Source organism: Alteromonas sp. ABM1_013 (genome assembly GCF_056160505.1).
In genome coordinates, this window is sequence record NZ_JBSWXH010000006.1 from 308,693 (window position 1) to 329,481 (window position 20,789).

Here is a 20,789-nt window from a genome sequence, read left to right on the forward strand (position 1 = left end):
CTACGTATATTTTGCTGTACCTAATAACAAAAAAAGGCCTGCTATATTCCTTACAGATTTAAGAGCAAGTATATGCTCATTCTTACGGTAAAACACTAACCCGGGATTATAACGAGTAGTTGGGGACTCTTATGAAACAGCAAACGCTAATTGCGCTATCAGCCTTAATGTTTTCTTCTTCAGTTTTAGCTAACGGCGGCTTTGAACCGAATAAGAAAGCATGTGTAAACGTCGGAAAAGAAATCACTCGCGTAAGCACTGAAATGGACGTAGCAAAGTCTGGTATTCAAAAATCATGGCTTAAGCGCCAATTAAGTGCATTAGAAACTAAACGCAACTCATGTAGTACAAAAGGCTTTAAAGCTAATCGTCCAGAGCTAGCAAAGCTTTAATCGCAAAGTGTGTTTAGAAACAAAAAAGTCTTACCTTGGTAAGACTTTTTTTGTTTGTACAGTAAATAAAGTTAGTCAGTCACTATACGTATTAAATCATCCAGCGAACTAATACTGTGATCAGGTGCAAGCCCTAACGGGTACATCATTTTGCCCGAACGCTCTACAAATGTAGTTTGCATACCTGTCGCCTTAGCGCCGCTTACATCCCAGCCATGGGCCGCTACCATCATGGCGTCTTCGTTCTTCACATTAGCCTGTTGGCAGGCCCAGTGATAAACCGCTGCATGAGGTTTGTAAGTTCGTACGCTTTCCACACTCAATATATGAGAAAAATACGGCTTAATATTGGCATATTCCAGCTGCGCATCCAGCCCTGCTTTTGATGAATTTGAAAGTGCTACTAGGGAGAATCCCGCACTTTGAAGTGCCTTCAACGTCGGGATAACGTCACTATGAGCGGGTAGCTTGGCTATATGCTGTTTAATGGTGTCTTTCGCGGTAGTTTCATCAAGGGTTATTCCTTTATTGTGGGCTACCATGGTAAGCACTGCCGCGCCGATATCAATAAAGTCATGGAACTGCCCCGATGTTACATCCACCAAACTATGGTGAAGCAGGTTAGCAAACCATAAGTCGACCAGTGTTTCATCACCGTTTAATACAGATGCTAAGCCTGTTTTAATGGCCTGCATGTCTAAGAGTGTTTCATTGATATCGAAGAAAATAGCCCTTGGCGTCACAATTCACCTTCCTATTATTAATGACTGGAAACGTCGCGTGTTGTCCTAACGCGCCTGTTGCTTATACCACTGTAAAACAGAATTGGTTTTGCTAAAGCGCTATACGACCAATGTCGATGGATTGGCGTTGAAGGAATACAAAGGGGGCTTAGCAAAATAAAAGCGTGTAGTGGCAAGACACTGAACAGAGCTGAATGTAAGGAAACTCTGATAACAATAAGCCGACACAGAGGCCGGCTTAATCTTGTAGATTTAATACTATGTTCTTAGAAGAACAAGTAGGAAACGCTTAGCTTCATGCTCCGAGGCATAATGTAGCGACCGTTAGGTGACTCGGGATTACGTGGATCGCCCTCGGTAATACCTTGCTCATCAGTAAGGTTATCAACGGAAAATTGTAGACGAAGTGAATCCGTCGGCTCTAATGTTAGACCTACATCAATTTTCTCGTATCCCTCAAGTACAACGGTGTTTTCATTATTGCCGAAGCGGTCATCAACGGCTGAAAATGTTCCGTATACGGTTGCGTACATATCACCAATATCGAACGCATAGCTAGGGGTAACGCGAACCTGCCAGCCTGGCTGACGCTGCGCTTCATTACCTTCGTTTTCTGCGCTTTCAGTGATCTCAGTTTCCTGGATCGTTGCATTAACGCTCAATGAGAAACCAGAATCGTGATTATAACGACCATCAAGTTCTAGACCGTAAGCTTCGTTAGTCAATATTTCAGCTGGCGCGCCAGGACGGCGGACAAATGTGTCACCTTCGACTTCATTGGCAAAAGCTGTAGCGAAAAATTGAATACTGTCATTCATGTACTTATAGCCAAGCTCGCCCTGCGTAACTTGTTTAATAAGATCATTACCGCCAGTATATGCGCCCCAGTTGTCTCTGAAATCGTCGAAGTAAGGCATTTTATAACCGCGGTTCATGCGAACAAATACACCACTGGTATCGTCGAGCGCGTAATTAGCACCAAGTGTCCACGATGTTTTACTCTCATCGTATTCAAGCGCTTTGGTAATTTCACCATCAAGGTCTTCGTCAACTGAGTAACTAACTTCGTGGTTCTCACGACGTAACCCTAGATCAATGCTCAAGTCTGAACTGGCATACCATGTACCTGTGGCATATAGAGCAAAGGTACTTGCGTCGCCAACAGAGTTAATATCGTAGTTAAAATCACAACCCTGTGCATCGGTATTACATTCGATACCTTCAAGCAATTCTCCACCCGACTGCAGCACGTGATACGCCGTATTACCTATGCTCCACCAGTCTTTAGCTTTTGTAGATGCACTGTAAATACCAAATGACGTGTCGAAATCTTCCCAGCTTTTTGATACAGCAAGGTCGTTAGTGAAGGCTTCAATGTCTTTTAGTACAACCCAGCGGCCAATTTGTTGAATTGGAGTGTCGCTGTCATATACGGTTCCAGTTACAGCGCCGGTGGCAGACTCGCCGTTATCTGCAACGTTTGCAACCGTCGTCGCAGAGCCACTGGGGACAAGACCAAACGTATTGGCTTCACCTTTTGTAAGGTTAAAGCGGTCAACTAGCTGCCAGTCGTTACCCAAATCTAGCTTAATGCTACCGCCACTTACGTGACCGTCCCATCCACGACCTTCACCGAAGTCGAATGACTCGGTAGTATCGTTAGGACCATAGGTAATAGTACCCTGACGGTTCAACGGCCCTATCTGCGTATAGTTCGCATCAACGCCTTCAATATTCAAAGGTGTAGGTAAATACCACGTACCGCGGTCATCTGTCTGGCGGGTGTAAAGATTAAGCTCGCCTTTGTCGAATACTTTAGTGATGTTAACGGTGAATTGATTGCCTTGCTCAGAGTTGAAGCCGGCATCACGAATACCTTCTGAGCTCTTAATGTAGCCACCTACCATGTAGTACAGGTCGTCATCTAGTGCGCCGCTAGCAACAACATCTACTCGGTTTAGGCCGTAGTCAGAGATAGTGTACTTGGCTGACGCTTCTGTTGATTCTCCACCACGTTTAAGGCGGAAGTTAGTTGTAAGACCTGGTTGACCGTTGCTAACTACTGGGTTTGGACCGCCGCGTAAACCTTCAACCATTTCAATTGTATCGTCTATACGAAACAGCTGAGAGTTTTCAAGGAAAGAAAGCGTAGGCGCAGGGTAAATAGGAGAGTTCTCAAGCGCAATAGTTAAGAACGGCGCATCGCCACCACCTGGGAAACCACGTACAAATACGTTAGCGCCCGATTCACCGCCAGAGCTTTCAACCCAAACACCTGGAATGGCCTTAAACAAATCGGCCGTAGACTTAGGTGCCAATTTTTCAATGTCGCTAGCGTCGATGTTGGTTACCGCGAAGCTTGCGTCAATCTTTCTAATTCCTGCGCCGCCTGGCGTACCGCTGACAACAATGATCTCTGCGTTGTCTTTCGCTTGTTGTTTTACGTCTTCTTGTGCCATGGCAGGCTGCGTTAGTGCTACCGCTACTGCACTCGCCAGCATTCCTTTTGTAAACAACGTTTTCATGGTGTGTGCTCCCGAAAATGTTCTATTGCGTTGTTAACTGAATGCGTTAAACAGGTTTAAAAATTGTTATACGCATCACGATTGCGAAACAAAATAGATCTGTTTGCAAACGATTGCAAGGATAAAATGCAATCGTTTGCAAATTTTTTGTTTATTGTTGTTAACATGGTTTTACGCCAAGACAATTCGCGCTATATTGTGAATTCGGCTGTTGAGTCGACGAATTATCCGGTCTAAATAGCGGTTTTATGCTTTTATTTTGTAGTGTTATTACGGGTAACCCGGTATACCTAATTTTTAGAGAATGGTCACATTGGTTTCTGAAACAAAACTCACCTTAGCGAAGCTGGCTGATATTGCTGGTGTATCAACATCGACAGCATCACGGGCATTGAAAGACAACCCGCTTATTAAACAGGAAACCCGAAGCAGAATTCAGGCGCTAGCTAAAGAGCATAACTTTAGTATTAACGCGGCCGCTAGCCGCTTAAGAACACAGAAAACTCACGTGATAGCGGTGATTCTAAATCTAATCGACAACACCGAACAAAGCACCACAGACCCATTCCTGCTTAAGCTGGTGGGAGAGCTAAATCAGGCGCTAAATGCCAAAGGCTACGAGCTACTACTGTCTAACTCATTTATGGCATCTGACGATTGGGCGAACTACTTTATTCGCAGCCAACGCGCCGACGGTATTATTGTCATCGGGCAAGGTAAATCCACTTCCAAAATCGACCGAGCAGCACAGTCTGGCGTTCCTATAGTAGTGTGGGGCGATGCAAAAACAGATGCGCCCTATCCCATTATTGGGGGCGACAACTATCTGGGGGGCTATACGGCAACCCAGCATTTGCTGAGCCACGGCGCCAAACGCATCTTGTTTCTTGGAGACTCTGAACACGCAGAAATGCAGGAACGTCACAAGGGATATTCGCAAGCCCACCGCGATGCGAATGTGCCAATAGACACGCAGTGCACCTGCGCCATCGATATTACGTCGAAAGCAGCATACCAATACATTAACGAGCGTATAAAGGCGAATGGGTTAGATTTCGATGGGATCGTTTGTGTAAGTGATATGGTGGCATTAGGCGCGTTAAAAGCATTAAAAGAGCGCTATGTAGGTATTCCAAGCGATGTAGGCATTGTGGGTTACGACGATATTTCTTTAGCCGAACTTATGCACCCGTCGCTAACAACAGTGCGTCAGAATACTCAGCAAGCCGCAATAGAGATGGTTACGCAGCTATTAAACCAGTTTGAAAACAAACTGACAGAAAGCCAGGTAGTGGAAACAACTTTAATTGCTCGTCGTTCTACGCAGCACAGCGACTAATATTTCATCTTTTAATCAGCCCTCTAACGCATAAGCGCGATTATTTGACGATAACAGAGTGTCGATATTTAGCACTAACGAAAAAATAATAGCGCTTTGCAAACGTTTGCATTTTTATTTTCTTACGACTACACTCCTGCATAATTCAGTTAACAGAGTGTTTACACATGTCCCGATTCTTGGTCATTGCAGCCATTGCCATTAGCTACTATGTATTTGCCATACTACTTAACAGTGTGGGTACCGTTATTCTGCAATCGATCAATAGCTTTGACATTAGTAAGCCAGAAGCAAGCACACTTGAAGGCTTTAAAGATCTTTCTATTGCTGTTGTCTCATTTCTAGTGGCCAGCTTCATTCCTAGAGTTGGTTACAAGCTTTCAATGCTACTTGGGTTAGCATTAGTGGCCGTTGCCTGTGCGCTGACGCCTTCTATCGCAAGTTTCTGGTTCATTAAAGTGTTGTTTGCCTGCATAGGTACTGCATTTGCGCTAGTGAAAGTGTCGGTGTACGCCATAATTGGGCAGCTGTCGTCTACCACTAAAGCGCACTCATCATTAATGAACACCATTGAAGGTATTTTTATGTTGGGCGTATTGTCTGGCTACTGGGTGTTCGCTGGTTTTATCGACCCCAATAACGACGCTTCTTTATCTTGGCTGAACGTTTACTACTTACTAGCTGCGCTGGTTGGTTTTACGTTAATTGTTGTGGCATTGGCGCCTATAAAGCCTGTGGAAAAAGCGCAATCAGAAGGCCTTGCAAGCGAGTTCTTCAGCATGCTGAAACTGGCGTACAAGCCTTTAGTGCTGGTGTTTATCTTTTCTATTTTCTTGTACGTGTTAATTGAGCAGGGCATAGGTTCGTGGCTGCCAACTTTTAACAAAGAGGTGCTGGGCTTACCTACTCAAGTCAGCATTCAAATAACCAGTATCTTTGCGATAGCGCTGGCCGTTGGACGCTTAACTGCGGGCGCAGTACTTACGCGAATGAATTGGTATCCCTTCTTAAATATCTGTTTGGCGGGTATGGCTGCGGTAATGCTACTAAGCTTACCGCTTGCCGAAAACGTGGCTGACAGCACAATAGCTAGCTGGGCTGACGCACCAATAGCTGCGTTCCTTATTCCATTAATTGGATTGATGATGGCGCCTATTTACCCCGTATTAAACTCGGTAATGCTAAGCGCGCTACCTCAACATCAACATGCACCTATGACAGGGCTAATTGTTGTATTTTCGGCTCTTGGGGGAACCACAGGTTCTATCGTGACTGGATTTATTTTCGACGCAGTAGGGGGCCAACAAGCATTTTATCTATCGCTTATTCCAATAGGTGCATTAGTGGTAACCCTATTCTTCTTTAAACGAGCGTCTTCTTCTCTATCGCCTAAAGGTGCGCAGTAACTATGAGTTCTTCTTCACACAACTGGCGCGACAGCTTGTCGTTTTTTGCCAGCGACTTGTTTAAACATGTGCAAATGGCACAGTTATTCCCAGACAGCAAAACCTTTGCTGACACTATTGTTAAAACCGATCTCAATACCGTTTTAGCGGCCTATGAACAAGCGTGTTTAGATGCTGAGAAAAGCGGTGAAGCAGTAGACTTAGCTACGTTTGTTAATACCCATTTCGATATTCCAGAAATGATTAGCGCAACATCGCAAACCAAGTTTGAAAATGTAGCCGATTATATTGAGCATATGTGGCAGGTGCTAACGCGTACCCCCGACACTGAACAGAAAGACAGCTTAATAGCGCTAACCCGCCCATACATAGTGCCGGGTGGACGCTTTCGCGAAATCTATTATTGGGATACATATTTCACTGCGCTAGGTTTAATTGATGCGGGGCGCACCGACATGGCAATCAACATGTTGGTTAATTTTGTAGATATTTTAAATGAAGTGGGCTGCATTCCTAATGGCAACCGCGCCTATTATTACTCTCGCAGTCAGCCTCCTATTTTGGCGTTGTTTTATAACTTGCTAAAAGACGCTCTAAGCGACCAGCAAAAAGAATACGTTATCTGCGGCTTAAAGAAAGAATACCAGTTTTGGATGAATGAAGCGGGCGAGAACGCGTCACAGAAGGGCGCAGCACAACTGCGCACGGTCACCATGCCGTGTGGCGCTATACTCAATCGTTACTTCGACACCGAGCCTACGCCTCGCCCTGAGTCTTATCGAGAAGACATAGAAACAGCAGAGCACATAGGCGCTGACAAAAGTCAGTTTTACCAGCATGTTCGCGCGGCTTGCGAATCGGGTTGGGACTTTAGTTCGCGTTGGCTAGCTAATCCCAATTCATTGGCAAGTATTCGTACTACTGAAATAATTCCCGTAGATTTAAATGCGCTTTTGGTAACGCTTGAGCAAACCCTGGCAAGCGTGACTGAAGGTGCCGAGCAAGCGCGCTACAGTGCGGCATCTACAGCGCGAATCAACGCAATAAACACCTATTTATTTAATGCTGAAAAAGCGGGCTATTTTGACTACCACTTCCCCACACAAACTCAAACCGATGTAGTGTCAGCGGCTATGTGTGTGCCGTTGTTCGTTGGTATCGCAAATGATCAACAGGCAAAAGGAGTGTGCGCAGCGGTGATGGACACCTTGCTAAAAGAAGGTGGCGTGGTAACGACTTCAAACGCTACGTCGCAACAATGGGATGCGCCAAATGGCTGGGCGCCGCTTCAACTGTTTGCCGTTGAAGGGCTGCGCAACTATGGGTTTGGAATGCAGGCTCAAACCATCATGCTGCGCTTTTGTAAAACCATTGAAGGCCACTTTGCATCAAACGGTGTGCTACTTGAAAAGTACAATGTGTGTGAACCGGAAATAAAAGCAGGCGGCGGTGAATACGAGGTTCAGCTAGGTTTCGGTTGGACCAATGGCGTGTATACCCGTTTTCAGACGTACCTGAACCAGTAAACAAGCTTCCGTTAAAGCAAAAACGCGCGGTACCGTAATAACGGGCCGCGCGTTCTTTGCTTGTGAAATTTTAATTGGTATCGGTTCGACTTTCCATATCAATCGACATGGCGATGTCATCGAGTATATCGTTAAGCCCAGTAATTTTTTCGGTAGCAATAAATACGCTCATTTGAGACTCAACCGTAATATAGTCATCTGTGATGTCACTCTCAAAGGTGTTCTCTAGCGCGCTTTGCACTCGGTCAAAGAACTGGCGCGCGCTTCGTTCTTCAATATTGTGAAGGCATAAAATGAATTGGTCGGTTCCAAAGCGGCCCAGGATATCGTTGCCTCGAATAACGTTTTGAAAAGTTTGCGCAATTTGCCGCAATACGAAATCGCCTTTCGTAGAGCCCATTTTACGCGTAATTTCTCGTAGGTTACTGATGTCGAATATTGCAATAGCAATGGCGCGCCCCTTTTTAGGCGCATCTAATTTGTTAATGCGTGCGATGGCTGAATCAGCATTAAGTAAAAGTGTTACCGGGTCGATGGCTTTGCGTGCTAGGTGCTTTTTACGTAAAACGTACCCGGTAATAAGAACCAGCGCTAAGAACACAACGATAGCGGTATACAAAGTATTCCTTCTTTGTTCTTCGGCTTTTTCAATAGCTGATTCAAGATCATAAATACGCGTATACAAGTTGGCAGCACCGACAATCATCGCGGTATCTTGGGTAACTTCTCTTCGCTTAATGACCTCTTTTGAGTAGATATTATGGGCTTCTTTTGCGCGCTCTATATCGTTTAAAGCCAAAAATATTGAAACGTTGAAGCTCAAGTAGTCTAGGTTGGTTTCGAAAATCCTTGGAATAGCATTTTTATCTAACGCACCTATGTCAGCTAAGTATTGCTTTATACAGGTTAGGTTATTGTTGTGTAAGCATAGTTCTGCTTTGTGCCAATCAACCAGCATTTGACCAAAAGAGCTAGAGATATTGGCTGATGCTTCTTCTAAATCGGACAGAGTATAGGCTAGGTTATTGTAATCTTGCGTTTTTCTATAATAGATAGACAGTGCATATTGATACAAAAAATTACTAAGTGGTGTGTTGATTTCGCTATTCAGTGCACCTAGCTCCAAAATACTTTGATAGGCTTTGTCGGTTTGTCCGCTGCTTAGCAGTGATACAATGGCACTAATAATTATACTTACCTTATTACTGCCTTTGTAAACAAGCAGGCCCATTTCATGGGCTTTCAAATACTGCTCTGCGGCCAAAGCGTGTTGTTCTAAATCACCATAGAGAAGGCCGATAGCATTGTGGATATGCGCGAGTTCGCCTGGACTACCGTTATCGGAATAGCGTTTAAGTACGCCAAACATTTTACCCAACCTAACCTCGGGCGACGTAGACTCGGAACAATAGTTAATAAGCCCTAGCGAAGAGCTGGTAAAAATATCGCTATGGCGTTCTGGAGAAGATAAATCTTGGGCCTGTTGGTAGTATTTACAGCGCGCTGGGTTTTCTCTGGCGTCATAAGAAAAGCCGATTTGATAAATAGCCGATGCAAACGCATACGAGCTCTCATCTATATTGCTTTGCATTATGGCTTTAAGCAGCATCTTTTCTGCTTCTTCATACTTGCCGCGACAAATTAAAAACTGCCCTTTGGCGACGGTCAATGCAAAACGTTGTTGGGATGTGATGCTTTCTAAAGTGAGCGCTTGTTCTAGCTCTGGCAGTAACGATTGACTTGGGCAATCGTACGAGGGCGAGCGAACTTTTTCGATAACGGCATCGACATCAGTATTTGCCAGAGTCGCAGAAGAAGCGAACAACACGCTGAAAAAAGATAAGACTGTTAAATATAACCTTCGAGCCATAAGAGATAGCGTTTACGTTTTTTCTTTATAATATCGATTTGAGCCAATAACTACTATATAAAGCCCGTAAATCTTACTGCTTTTTTGTATCCTAATGCGTATTTTGTGTCTGAATTTAGCAGCTATTAAAAAGTGGTAAGCGCATTACCCCTAATGTACAGGCGACCCAAAACTTACCAAAATTGCCACGCCAACTAAGGCAACGGCAGACCATGCAATGGTGGCCTTTGTCGCTTTTTCACCAAGTACCCAGGCTACCCCTAACGACATTAACGCACTTGTGGCAATTAACGTTTGAACAACGGCGGCTTTGGCAAAGGCGAACGCAAACATTTGTAAGTAGATAGCGGCAGTAGTACCAAGCAGTGTTGCTAACACAAAAGCCGGCCATATGCGCTTGTCGTGGCTACTTTGATAGTCGATAACTGGCATATAGCGGGTTTTGGTTAAGGCTATAAGCGGTATCACAAAGGCCATGCCGCCTACTAATCGCAAAAATGCCGCGCTTGCAGCGTCAACTTCTCCAGCGCTTAAAATGTCGCGGCTGACTACCGCGCCAATGGCTTGGCATAGTGCGGCGCCTACGCCATATAAATAACCGCTGGTAGCAAATACATGAGTAGAACTGCGTTTACGTGCCTTTATCACCATATCTACCGAAAATAGCACCACAGCAACGCCAACCCACTGCTGCCAGGTAATCCATTCGCCAATAAAGGCCATAGCGAAAAGCGCGGTAAATAAAGGCGCAAGGGTTTCGGCTACCAGTACCGCTTGGCTATCGCCAATGCTTTGTAGGGCTTTAAAGAAACAGGTGTCGCCAATGCCTATGCCAATTAGGCCGCTAAGCAATAGCCACAACACTGTGCCAGTGGTAAGCCCGGTTGGCTGAACGAAAAGTAGCACAACAGCCAAAATGGCAATTGAAATTAAGCCTTTCCAAAAGTTCATAGTTAGCGGCGAAAATGCGTTACCTGTACCACGGAATAAGCGCGCAGCAATAGCCCAACAAAGCGCTGTACCTAGCGCAGCAAAAACACCCATAAACTACCTGTTAACAATATGAATAAATGAGAAAGGGCAACGTTTAGTCTGCCAAAAAGAGCGGCTATGCTAATGCATGGTGTAGTTGGCGTAAACTTAAATCATCCAGTTGGTTTTTAGTTAAAACATCATAGCCTTAAGTAAACGTAACAGAAGGTGAAAGACTTTCGTGGCATTATGTTGGTATCAGAAAATATGAGCAAAAACGCGCTGAATTGTTCTAAGTGTGTCTTAATCGTGTCTCTAGAGTATTAATGAAGTAAAAGGACGAGAAAAGCGTGAGTGTAGAGCAGATGAACTTAACCGGCATTAAAGGTGTAATATTCGATTTAGACGGCACCTTGGTAGAGTCTAGCCTTAACTTTACGCGAATGCGCGCCGACATAGGCTGCCCACAAGACGAGGATATTCTTACCTTTGTCGATGCCCTTAGCTGCGCGGAAACCAAAGCCAATGCACACCGCACTATTTTGCAGCACGAACTAGAGGATGCACAGAACGCTAAATGGCTAGCCATAGGCAAAGCCATGGTAAAGAAAGTGCAGGCAAACAACTTACCCATGGCAATAGTTACCCGCAACTGCCGCCAGGCCACCGAAATTAAGGTAGCCAACAACAGTATACCTATCGATTACGTGCTAACCCGCGAAGATGCCCCAGCCAAGCCCGACCCAACAGCCTTATTAATGGTGGCGAATACATGGCAGCTTCAACCTGAAGACTGCCTGTATGTAGGCGACTTTATTTATGACCAGCAAGCCGCCGAGAATGCTGGGATGAAGTGGTTGTTGGTTTAGATGTCATCTATCCACATCTGGTTTTTTTGGTTTTATCGGCCCTATTGGTAAAATAAAATAATAACCTCCATCCAATAATGGCACGTTAATCCCTGCATATACTTTAGTATAGTCTTCCTCAGCCAGCTCTTGCATGTTTGTTTTTTGTTCGATATTCATGTCCATTCCTATTTTTTTAATCTTCCTGCTCTTATGAGCAATTAAAAAGTACACGCTATACAGGGATGTAAGATATGACTACTGAGACAGTTCATCGATATCGACTGAAGACTCATCCTTATGTCCTAATTTTCCTTGTCTATTTGATTTTTCTTCCAAAAACGGGCCAAGCCATAGGTGTCAATTTAGAGGGGAGGACTACCTTCGGCGGGATTCCTTCAGGCGTTATCCGCGATATAGAGGTATCAAACAAGGTAGTTTATGTAGCCGCGGAAAATGGTGTGTTCGAAGTAATTGGAAAGGAGTCCGAGCGTTTAAAGTTTAACACGACCAGTAATGCTACAGGTATCATCTCTGATATCCATATGATTGGCGCTAGTTTGTGGGTTGTCGAATATGGCGTGGGTATTTTCGAAATTAATTTGAAAACCAAGGAAGCTAAGCAGCTATTTGCCGATAGAAATTGGTCACGCTCTGTTTGGGCCATGACAATGACTTCCACAAACTTTTACTTTTCTGTCATCGACGATGTTATACAAGTGAATAGGCAATCAAGCCATTCGACCGAGTTAAGCTCCCAATTGGCAGCTTTAAAGTTAAATGGTGTTTACTCTCTTTTTTCTGAAAAAAGTAACGTGCATATAGCTTCAGACAAAGGTTACGTCTCAATTTCAGAAACGGCAGGTAGTGTGGAAGAGTATAAATTAAGAGACAAATTACCGTTGCTATCTAGTGCGACATTTATCAAGGTGATCGATAAAGAGCTATACATTGGAGGTCCAGAGGGACTTTACATATTTGGCAATAAAGAGCGATATATTCCTACTGAGGGAATTAGTGGTACTTATATAAACGATGTAATTAAAACAGAAGATAACAAAATTTGGGTTTCGGATGGGAGGCTATTAATGTTAGAAAATGGGAAGCTTTCAACGCCTCCCTTTATGAACCCAGTTCTTACATCTGAGGCAATTCGCTCTATAACCAAAATAGCGGTCGGCCCTTATGATTCAATGCTTATTGCTTCATCTCAATTGGGCTTAATTTCTTTACCCAAAACAAAGTTGTCGACAAACCTAGTATCGCTCAATGGGAACGCTTTAAGAGAAAACATACAGAAATCTGCTATCGACGAAACGGAAACATTGGTCAGAATTGAAAATGGTCTATTTACCTTAAATGAAAGTATTGGGGAGCTAACTGAGAAAAAGTTAGTAAAAGATAAAATTACCCATTGTACATCCCACAAAGAAGAAATTTTTGCTCGGTTAGCAGGGGTAAACCCATTGGAGCTGTGTAGAAGTGATTTCACTCATTTTATTCAAGTCGATAAAAACACTTTCTATTTTTACTTCGATGATGGGGTTAGCGCCAACTACTACTATTTAGTGAATGAAGCCATAAAAGACACAATCAAAGCTCCCCGTAATATTGTTTATAGCTCTTTGTTAAGTGGTGGTGAGCTAGCTGCTTTTGATGCGTTTGATAATGTGCATTTTCAGTTGTCTAAGTTCAACTGGCGGACAATTAGCTCCGACGAAGGGAATTGGTTTGGACTTCAGTGTTTAATTGAGTTTGAAAGCGCTTATTTGCTATGTACATCTGGCGCTGGCTTAAAAGAAATCGATAAGAAGAGTGGCTCGGTCAACTCTTCATTTATTCAGGGACTAAGTGAACTAAGGTTTATTCGCGGGGCTATGGTTACTGAGAGCGGTAATCTATGGGTGGCCTCAAATATGGGGCTTTTCATAAAACCTCGGTCAAGTAAGTCAGCTTTTAATGTTGGCATGCAGTTTGGTCTTTTTGATACAGACTTTGAGTACAAAAGTTTTGAGGAACTGCGCACAAAAGTGTTAGTGAAAGGGGATAAATACAGTTATTTGCTCGATGAAAAGGAATTAATACAAAGCCTTAAATATCTACCCACTGAAGTAGAAACTACTGTTCTAACGCACATTAAATGGAATGATAAAAAAGGACAGAACGAGCTTCACTTTCCTGAGCATCTCAATTTTAACTTCGACAGCGATTTTAAAGAGATCACCTTTAATTTTGTCGATAGTGATGTTTATAGCAAGAGCGAGGGGATTGAGTTCAAGTTAGACGATAATGCTTGGTTCTCACATAACAAAACATCAATGAGTTTAACTTTAAGTGACTTGGGCTTTGGTACTCACACGCTTAATGTAATTAGCAGCCACAATAGAGACACTTCAAATGGGTTGACTATAAAGTTTGATATAGCTCCGCCTTTCTGGGCCTCTAAATGGGGCATCATTTTATATCTATCTATCGTCATATTGCTTTCTTACTTATGGAAGGTGGGTATTGCAAGTAAGCTTTATGAAAAATTCAAAACCACCAATTTATACGCACATCTAACTCGCTATGAAATTACAGACGGGCATTCAAAGTTCGAAAAAATGCTGCGTAGTAAAGAGCGTTTTATTAATCAAATCACCTCTGAACTTCGAACACCTATTCAAGTGATTAACGGTTCACTAGAAAAAATTTCTGACGCAGATAAGGGCACGCGCAAAGAGTTAGTCTGTGTTCAAGACAACATGAAAAGAGTTGAGCAGTTAATTAATCAAATGAGCCAAGATGTCCCTACAGCTTTCAAAGCAGAAGATTATTACAAGTCCTATTCACCCGAAAATATCCGTTTTATTGTGCTATCTCTAGAACCTTTAGCAAAGCAAAAGCGGCAAAATCTAGAAGTGCGGATAAAGGTTAAAAAAGATGTGTCTCTGATCAGTGAAAGCCTAGAGAAAATCGTGGCTAACTTAGTTAAGAACGCTATCAAATTTACACCTGAACTTGGCACGATAAAAGTTAGCGCAATACAGGATAGCAAGACGCTAAAGATCATTGTAAATGATGATGGTGAGGGAATAGAGGAGAACTTGCAAAGTAAAGTGTTTGAAAGGTTTGCTAGGGGCAATACAAAATTAGATGGAAATGGTGTGGGATTGGCTACGGTTAAAACTTTAGTAGAGTTAAACCAAGGAGAGATTGCCCTTCAAAGCCAAAAAGGTGTCGGAACAAAAGTAACCGTAACGCTACCGATTGATGATATTACTTTTGTGAATTCGCATGCTGAAGATCTTTTGCCAGCGGATGCAAAAACAAACAAAAAATCGCTGTTAATTGTCGATGACAGCAGAGAATTCCGTTCTTACCTTTTCGACCTGTTCTCAGACAAATATCGTTGTCTAGTCGCGCGAAATGGTGTCCAAGCATTAGATGTAATGCAACATTATTTGGTGGACTTGGTCATAACAGATCAAATGATGCTCGAAATGGATGGGCTTGGTTTAACTAAGGCTATTCGCCAAAACCCTAGCTACGCAAACATTCCAATATTAATGCTCACTGCTGAAACAGGTGCTGAACTAGAGAAAGCAGCGCTAGAGGAAAAGGTAGATTACTTCTTAGCAAAGCCTGCCTCAAATGAAGAAATAATACTGCGTGTTGAACACTTATTGTCGGTCAGAGAAGCAAAAGAAAAAGAAGATGATGAAAGTGCACTTCCCGTTTTCAAATTCGGGTGCTTAATAATTCCAGAATTTGATAACGAGAAGGATATGGCTTTCTATCTAAACTTCATCGCAGTTCTTGAAAAGAACTATCAAGACGAAGCATTCAATAGAGACCAAGCTGCCTCACAATTATTGATAAGTCCAAGAAGCTTAAATCGAAGGATGTCTGAGTTGTTTGACTACAATTTCAGCGAGTTTCTGTCGCGCTTTAGAATCGAAAAGTCTATTCCACTGCTGCTAGAAGGAAATAGCATTTTGGATACATGTCTAGATGTGGGTTTTGGAACGGCTGCTTACTTTTCTACCTCTTTCAAAAAGGTCATGCATCTACCACCTAAAAAGTACATAGAGCAATATAGTAAAACTGTCGCTTAGTTTTTTAAGGCAGAGTAAAAAAGCTGCTAAACATACCTACGCCTTTCCGCCAAAAAGCCTATCAATAGAAACGATGCCACATAACCTGCACCTTGGTACTGCCAAGGCAAGTAGGCTAGGGTGTGTTTCAAGAAAGGTGCGCCGTACAAGGTTAGTGCGCCATAGCCGAAGGCGCACAGCACTACAAACAAGCTAACGCGAATAATAAAGTGATAAGGCGCAAGAATGCGTTTTACATGGCCGTTAATCAGGTCGCCGTACATCACTAAAATTGTGGCCATAAGCATAATGCTCATTTCGGTGTAATAGGGGCTTAATGTGCGAGAAAGGGCACTGAAAAGTTCACTCATAAAATTACTACTATTATGATGCTTTGCTATGTGCCCATTATAAACACGGTACGGTCAAAAGCGTTAGCTAACGCCTTTATTTAGTTCGCTTACTGCTTTAAAGCCTTGTTCAATTGTTGCTATGCGGTCGGTGGTTTGGTCGCGCTCTACAAATTTATGTTCAATGCCAGCTAACTTGCCGTGCGCAAATATCTCTTTAAAGTTAATAGTGCCTGTGCCCACATCAGCAAAACTGCCGTCTTCCGCCAAATCTTTTACATGCCAAAGCTTAAAGCGGCCTGGGTACTGCTTGAAATAATCAACCGGGTTTTTACCTGCTTTTACCGCCCAATATAAATCAAGTTCCATGGCAACAAGGTCTGGGTCGGTCTGGGTAATTAGTACGTCCAACGGTGTCTTGCCGTCGCGTACTTCAAACTCGAAATCGTGGTTGTGGTAGGCAAGGGTAATGCCTTCTTTTTTACAGGCTTCACCAATGGTGTTTAGCTTTTCTGCAAGGGCTTGGTAAGGCGCAATTCCCCTACCGCGCTGAGCTTCGCTAAGCCAAGGTACCACTAAGTACTTGTGATCAACGGTGTGAGCGTCATCTAAAATTTGTGAAAGGTTGGTATCGAACTCATCTAACTGAATATGAGCCGAGGGCGCAGTAAGGCCATTTTCGTCAAGCAGTTGCTTAATCTCTTTTGCACTATGGTCAAAGTAGCCTGCAAACTCCATTTCCGTATAGCCTACGTCAGCTACTAGTTTAAGCGTAGCCGGTACACTTACTTTCATAATATCTCTTAGGGTATAAAGCTGCAGGCCAACCGCGCTGTTATGCATGCCCTTCATCATTGCTCCTTTATCACCACCATGCCCGTTCGCCAAACTCGTATCTGCCAAAACAGCAGGAGCGCTCATAGCCGCCAATAAACCAGACGAGTATTTAATGAACTGTCGTCTTGAAACGCCAGAGCCAATGTTGCTGGCCGCGTCTAAAATTACTGTTTTGCTTAAAGCTTCTTTACTCCAATTCACTGTGTGCTCCTTTATATGTCTAGTTTCATAGGGGCTGGCGTTTTATTCTCACTAATTAACTCAAAGCCTTGCCTGTGCTCCCACGTACAATAAGTTCAAACGGCATAATAACCTTGGGGGCTTTGCGAATTTTGCCGTTCAGTAGGTCCACTAAAAGCGTTACCGCCGTTCTACCAAACTCTTCTGCCGGTTGTGCAATAGTCGTTAGCGGCGGGTCGACAAAGGCTGAGAACGCAATGTCGTCAAAACCTGCTACAGAAATGTCGTTTGGCACATGCAAATTAGCCTGCTTGAAGGCTTGCATAGCACCAATAGCTGTTTCGTCGTTTTCACAAAAAACAGCGGTAGGCCTGGCTTTCAAACGGGCGATAGTTTCACCAGCGTTGTATCCGGCCTGCAATGTAAAGTCGCCCGGGAACAGCAAGTTTTCATCAAAGGAAATACCTGCTTGCTTTAGTGCGTCTTGGTAGCCAACTAACCGGTCCTGGGTCAGCGGGCTTGAGTTTGGCCCTTTGATCATGGCAATGCGGGAGTGCCCTAACGATATTAAGTGCTCGGTCATCGCCTTAGCTGCAGCCCGGTTGTCTAAAGACACAACGGGGTATTGACCATCGTCAATCACTTCACAGGCATTGACCATGGGAAGTAGACCGTTGTCGTTGACCATAGTGGCATCAAAAGGATTGTGTGCACGCAACTGAATAAGTCCGTCTGCCTGCGAAGTGCTTACCATTTTGGCGTAATGGCTTTCAATTTCACTGTTACCAAGGGTGTTGGCAAGCAAAATGGAATAACCTAGCTCTGCTGCGGCTTCCTGCATTCCGCTAATAACACGGGCAAAAAACACGTTCGCCACAGTGGGAACCAGCACCACCAAATTGTGGGTTTTTCCCGAGCGAAACTTTACCGCCATTAAGTTAGGTTTATATCCAACTGCCTGAACCGCAGCCATTACCTTGTTGCGTGTTTTAGGAGAAACACGCTCAGGTTGTTGTAGTGTTCTTGATACGGTAGCAACCGAAACGCCGGCACTATCTGCTACATCTCTAATATTTGCCATTTCTATTTTTGTTGTTTGTTAGTTCATGTATGCATTGTAAACCCAACCAGCTAACGGTAGGCGTTATACGATGGTAGCGAATTCAAATTAACCGTAAAGTTAAAATGTAACCGTTTTCATTTTAGGTTAAAGAATACGTACTTTAACGAGAACGTCAAAGGTTATTTGTAGATTAATTGTAAATTTCACTTCATCTATCTTCTGAATTAAGCCCGTTTTATCGCCATTTATTTCGACTTTTAACCGATATTACGCTGCCGAATGTAAACTTTAGATTAATAAAATGCTGTTTTTTGTATTGACCATTAAAATGTAACGGGTTACATTTTGTCGCATTAGCTACACCAATAGTGCAATTGCACAAAGAGGAATTTCGATGCAACCAATACGAATGGGAATGATCGGCGGCGGGGAAGGTGCATTTATCGGTGCCGTACATCGTCATGCCGCAGGGTTAGATGGGAACTACCAGTTGGTGTGTGGCGCATTTAGCCGCAATGAAGATAATAACTCACGCACTGCCGCATCGTTAAACGTGCCGTTAACTCGCGCATACAGTAGTTGGCAGGCAATGCTTGACGAAGAAGCGAAGTTACCTGAGCAAGATCGCATGCAGGTGGTAGTAATCGTCACACCTAATCATCTTCATGTACCCATTTCAATTGCCGCAATTAAAGCGGGCTTTCATGTGTTCTGTGAAAAACCAGCTGGCGTTAACTTTGCTGAAGTAAAAGAGCTGCAAGATCTTATTCACGCAAATGAATCGCTATATGGCTTGGCTCATACCTACCTTGGTTATCCTATGGTTTGGCAAGCTCGTCATCTTATTGAAAGCGGTAAGCTGGGCAACATTCGAAAAGTGTATGTTGAGTATCCCCAAGGCTGGTTGTCTGGCGAAGAAGAAACGCACAATAAGCAAGCGCAGTGGCGCACCGACCCAGCAATTTCTGGGGCAACAGGTGCAATGGGAGACATAGGTACTCATGCCTTTGGTCTGGTTGAGTTTGTATTAAACGACAGTGTTACCTCGCTATGTGGTGAACTATACACGCATGTTGAAGGACGTCGATTGGACGATGACGGTGCTGCGCTTATCAAAACTAGAAAGGGCGCGTCGGGGGTTTTGATTGCTTCACAGGTTTGTGCAGGTGAAGAAAACGCATTGAAGATCCGTGTATATGGTGACAAAGGTGGTCTGGAGTGGCGACAAATGGAGCCCAACTCTGTTATCTATCGCCCTGTTGATGCCCCTTATCAAGTGTTTAGAGCGGGCCAAGGTCAAGTTGGTCTATGTGATGAGGCATCTGAACGTTGTCGTGTTCCAGCAGGCCACCCAGAAGGCTACTTAGAAGCCATGGCAAATTTGTATACCGACTTTGCCAAAGCAGTGCGCGCTAATCAAAAAGGCAAAGCTGACGGCGTTCCTGGAATAAATGCTGGCTTACGCGGGATGGTATTTATCGACGCCATGCTAGCTAGTACTGACAGTGACACTAAATGGGAGTCGGTTAGTCAGGAAGGAACGCAATAATGCAACTACAACTTAATATGAAAAAGGTGATCGCTTATGGCTACTAACCATCAACCTATAAAAGGGCCCGCAATCTTCCTTGCTCAGTTTATGGGAAAAGAAGCGCCTTTCGATACGCTCGAAAATATGGCGAAGTGGGCAGCGTCGCTTGGCTATAAGGGAATACAAGTTCCTACCGATCCTAGTCTTTTCGATTTAGAGAAAGCGGCTGAAAGCCAAGAGTACTGCGACAATATAGCGCAAATTTGTAAAGACGCTGGCGTGGAAATAACCGAGCTTTCTACGCACTTACAAGGTCAGTTAGTTGCTGTGCACCCTGCTTACGACGAGTTATTCGATAATTTTGCACCGGCGCACTTACACGGCAAGCCACAAGAGCGAACCGAGTGGGCAATCAACCAGCTGAAATGTGCGGCTATCGCTAGTAAACGTTTGGGGTTAAAAGCCCACGCTACGTTTTCAGGTGCATTAATGTGGCACTTAGTTTATCCATGGCCTCAGCGTCCAGCTGGCTTGGTTGAGCAAGGCTTTGCTGAACTCGCTAAGCGTTGGAAGCCCATACTTGATGCATTCGATGATGCGGGCGTAGACGTATGCTACGAAATTCACCCCGGGGAAGACTTGCACGATGGCGCGTCGTTCGAGCAGTTTTTAAGTGCGGTAGATAACCACCCTCGGGCAAATATTCTTTTCGACCCAAGCCACTTTGTTTTACAGCAGCTTGATTACCTCGACTTTATCGATCGTTACCACAGCCGTATCAAAATGTTTCATGTCAAAGATGCCGAGTTTAACCCTAACGGCAGAAACGGTGTATATGGCGGCTATCAAGACTGGCAAGAACGAGCTGGCCGTTTTCGCTCTCTTGGCGATGGGCAGGTCGATTTCAAAGGAATTTTTAGCAAGCTTACCCAGTACGGCTTCACCGGCTGGGCAGTACTTGAGTGGGAATGCTGCTTAAAAGACAGTGCGCAAGGTGCTGCAGAAGGCGCACCTTTCATCACTTCACACATTATCGAACCAAGCAAATACGCTTTTGACGATTTTGCGGGTGGTGATGTGAGTAAAGCGAAAAATAATCGTATTTTAGGGCTTGAGCGCTAAGCGCCATCA

The 20,789-nt window shown here is 44.0% G+C and carries 16 protein-coding genes; 8 read left to right on the plus strand and 8 right to left on the minus strand.

What is annotated here, in order from left to right:
* Positions 1-131 precede the first annotated feature (131 nt).
* Complete coding sequence (locus ACXAGK_RS18520) at positions 132-392, plus strand: hypothetical protein (protein WP_474802642.1); 261 nt, start codon at positions 132-134, stop codon at positions 390-392.
* A gap of 71 nt (positions 393-463) precedes the next feature.
* Here the strand turns inward: ACXAGK_RS18520 and ACXAGK_RS18525 are convergent, their stop codons facing one another.
* Positions 464-1,135: a haloacid dehalogenase type II gene (locus ACXAGK_RS18525; protein WP_474857369.1), complete on the minus strand. Its 672-nt coding sequence runs from the start codon at positions 1,133-1,135 to the stop codon at positions 464-466.
* A gap of 266 nt (positions 1,136-1,401) precedes the next feature.
* Entirely contained in the window at positions 1,402-3,660 is a 2,259-nt protein-coding gene (locus tag ACXAGK_RS18530) for a TonB-dependent receptor (protein WP_474857370.1), read from the minus strand.
* Positions 3,661-3,964: 304 nt separating this feature from the next.
* Here ACXAGK_RS18530 and ACXAGK_RS18535 point away from each other — a divergent pair, with 304 nt between their 5' ends.
* From ACXAGK_RS18535 to ACXAGK_RS18545, 3 genes are all read left to right on the plus strand, one after another.
* The gene (locus tag ACXAGK_RS18535) at positions 3,965-4,999 is read left to right on the plus strand and encodes a LacI family DNA-binding transcriptional regulator (protein ID WP_474857371.1); all 1,035 of its coding nucleotides are present in this window, start codon (positions 3,965-3,967) and stop codon (positions 4,997-4,999) included.
* A gap of 167 nt (positions 5,000-5,166) precedes the next feature.
* Positions 5,167-6,405: an MFS transporter gene (locus tag ACXAGK_RS18540; protein WP_474857372.1), complete on the plus strand. Its 1,239-nt coding sequence runs from the start codon at positions 5,167-5,169 to the stop codon at positions 6,403-6,405.
* Between the two features lie 2 nt (positions 6,406-6,407).
* A complete protein-coding gene (locus ACXAGK_RS18545) occupies positions 6,408-7,931 on the plus strand; it encodes a trehalase family glycosidase (protein WP_474857373.1) in 1,524 nt (507 codons plus the stop codon).
* Between the two features lie 70 nt (positions 7,932-8,001).
* Here ACXAGK_RS18545 and ACXAGK_RS18550 read toward each other — a convergent pair whose 3' ends face one another.
* A complete protein-coding gene (locus tag ACXAGK_RS18550) occupies positions 8,002-9,801 on the minus strand; it encodes a GGDEF domain-containing protein (protein ID WP_474857374.1) in 1,800 nt (599 codons plus the stop codon).
* 150 nt (positions 9,802-9,951) lie between these two features.
* A complete protein-coding gene (locus ACXAGK_RS18555; protein WP_474857375.1) occupies positions 9,952-10,845 on the minus strand; it encodes a DMT family transporter in 894 nt (297 codons plus the stop codon).
* Between the two features lie 278 nt (positions 10,846-11,123).
* On the opposite strand from ACXAGK_RS18555, the gene ACXAGK_RS18560 reads away from it, so the two are divergent.
* Complete coding sequence (locus ACXAGK_RS18560; protein ID WP_474857376.1) at positions 11,124-11,642, plus strand: HAD family hydrolase; 519 nt, start codon at positions 11,124-11,126, stop codon at positions 11,640-11,642.
* A 3-nt stretch (positions 11,643-11,645) separates the two neighbouring features.
* Here the strand turns inward: ACXAGK_RS18560 and ACXAGK_RS18565 are convergent, their stop codons facing one another.
* Positions 11,646-11,801, minus strand: coding sequence for a hypothetical protein (locus tag ACXAGK_RS18565; RefSeq protein WP_474802624.1), 156 nt, complete (start codon positions 11,799-11,801; stop codon positions 11,646-11,648).
* A 74-nt stretch (positions 11,802-11,875) separates the two neighbouring features.
* Between ACXAGK_RS18565 and ACXAGK_RS18570 the strand changes: the two genes are divergently transcribed.
* Positions 11,876-15,718 carry a hybrid sensor histidine kinase/response regulator transcription factor gene (locus ACXAGK_RS18570; RefSeq protein WP_474857377.1) on the plus strand — a complete coding sequence of 1,281 codons (3,843 nt, stop codon included), beginning with the start codon at positions 11,876-11,878 and terminating at the stop codon, positions 15,716-15,718.
* A 26-nt stretch (positions 15,719-15,744) separates the two neighbouring features.
* Here ACXAGK_RS18570 and ACXAGK_RS18575 read toward each other — a convergent pair whose 3' ends face one another.
* From ACXAGK_RS18575 to ACXAGK_RS18585, 3 genes are all read right to left on the minus strand, one after another.
* Positions 15,745-16,068, minus strand: coding sequence for a DUF3392 domain-containing protein (locus tag ACXAGK_RS18575; protein ID WP_474857378.1), 324 nt, complete (start codon positions 16,066-16,068; stop codon positions 15,745-15,747).
* 63 nt (positions 16,069-16,131) lie between these two features.
* Positions 16,132-17,085, minus strand: a complete 954-nt coding sequence (locus tag ACXAGK_RS18580) for a sugar phosphate isomerase/epimerase family protein (protein WP_474857379.1) — start codon at positions 17,083-17,085, stop codon at positions 16,132-16,134.
* 55 nt (positions 17,086-17,140) lie between these two features.
* Positions 17,141-18,145 carry a LacI family DNA-binding transcriptional regulator gene (locus ACXAGK_RS18585; RefSeq protein ID WP_474857380.1) on the minus strand — a complete coding sequence of 335 codons (1,005 nt, stop codon included), beginning with the start codon at positions 18,143-18,145 and terminating at the stop codon, positions 17,141-17,143.
* A 376-nt stretch (positions 18,146-18,521) separates the two neighbouring features.
* On the opposite strand from ACXAGK_RS18585, the gene ACXAGK_RS18590 reads away from it, so the two are divergent.
* Together ACXAGK_RS18590 and ACXAGK_RS18595 are read left to right on the plus strand one after the other, a co-directional pair.
* Positions 18,522-19,676 (plus strand): Gfo/Idh/MocA family protein, encoded by a 1,155-nt coding sequence (locus tag ACXAGK_RS18590; RefSeq protein WP_474857381.1) that lies wholly within the window; start codon positions 18,522-18,524, stop codon positions 19,674-19,676.
* A gap of 36 nt (positions 19,677-19,712) precedes the next feature.
* Complete coding sequence (locus tag ACXAGK_RS18595; RefSeq protein ID WP_474857382.1) at positions 19,713-20,780, plus strand: sugar phosphate isomerase/epimerase family protein; 1,068 nt, start codon at positions 19,713-19,715, stop codon at positions 20,778-20,780.
* Positions 20,781-20,789: the final 9 nt, after the last annotated feature.

Coding starts and splice junctions, on each gene's coding strand:
- ACXAGK_RS18585 (WP_474857380.1), bottom strand. CDS start 18,145: ATGGCAAATATTAGAGATGTAGCAGATAGTGCCGGCGTTTCGGTTGCT.
- ACXAGK_RS18590 (WP_474857381.1), top strand. CDS start 18,522: ATGCAACCAATACGAATGGGAATGATCGGCGGCGGGGAAGGTGCATTT.
- ACXAGK_RS18540 (WP_474857372.1), top strand. CDS start 5,167: ATGTCCCGATTCTTGGTCATTGCAGCCATTGCCATTAGCTACTATGTA.
- ACXAGK_RS18535 (WP_474857371.1), top strand. CDS start 3,965: ATGGTCACATTGGTTTCTGAAACAAAACTCACCTTAGCGAAGCTGGCT.
- ACXAGK_RS18570 (WP_474857377.1), top strand. CDS start 11,876: ATGACTACTGAGACAGTTCATCGATATCGACTGAAGACTCATCCTTAT.
- ACXAGK_RS18575 (WP_474857378.1), bottom strand. CDS start 16,068: ATGAGTGAACTTTTCAGTGCCCTTTCTCGCACATTAAGCCCCTATTAC.
- ACXAGK_RS18520 (WP_474802642.1), top strand. CDS start 132: ATGAAACAGCAAACGCTAATTGCGCTATCAGCCTTAATGTTTTCTTCT.
- ACXAGK_RS18595 (WP_474857382.1), top strand. CDS start 19,713: ATGGCTACTAACCATCAACCTATAAAAGGGCCCGCAATCTTCCTTGCT.
- ACXAGK_RS18530 (WP_474857370.1), bottom strand. CDS start 3,660: ATGAAAACGTTGTTTACAAAAGGAATGCTGGCGAGTGCAGTAGCGGTA.
- ACXAGK_RS18545 (WP_474857373.1), top strand. CDS start 6,408: ATGAGTTCTTCTTCACACAACTGGCGCGACAGCTTGTCGTTTTTTGCC.
- ACXAGK_RS18550 (WP_474857374.1), bottom strand. CDS start 9,801: ATGGCTCGAAGGTTATATTTAACAGTCTTATCTTTTTTCAGCGTGTTG.
- ACXAGK_RS18555 (WP_474857375.1), bottom strand. CDS start 10,845: ATGGGTGTTTTTGCTGCGCTAGGTACAGCGCTTTGTTGGGCTATTGCT.
- ACXAGK_RS18565 (WP_474802624.1), bottom strand. CDS start 11,801: ATGAATATCGAACAAAAAACAAACATGCAAGAGCTGGCTGAGGAAGAC.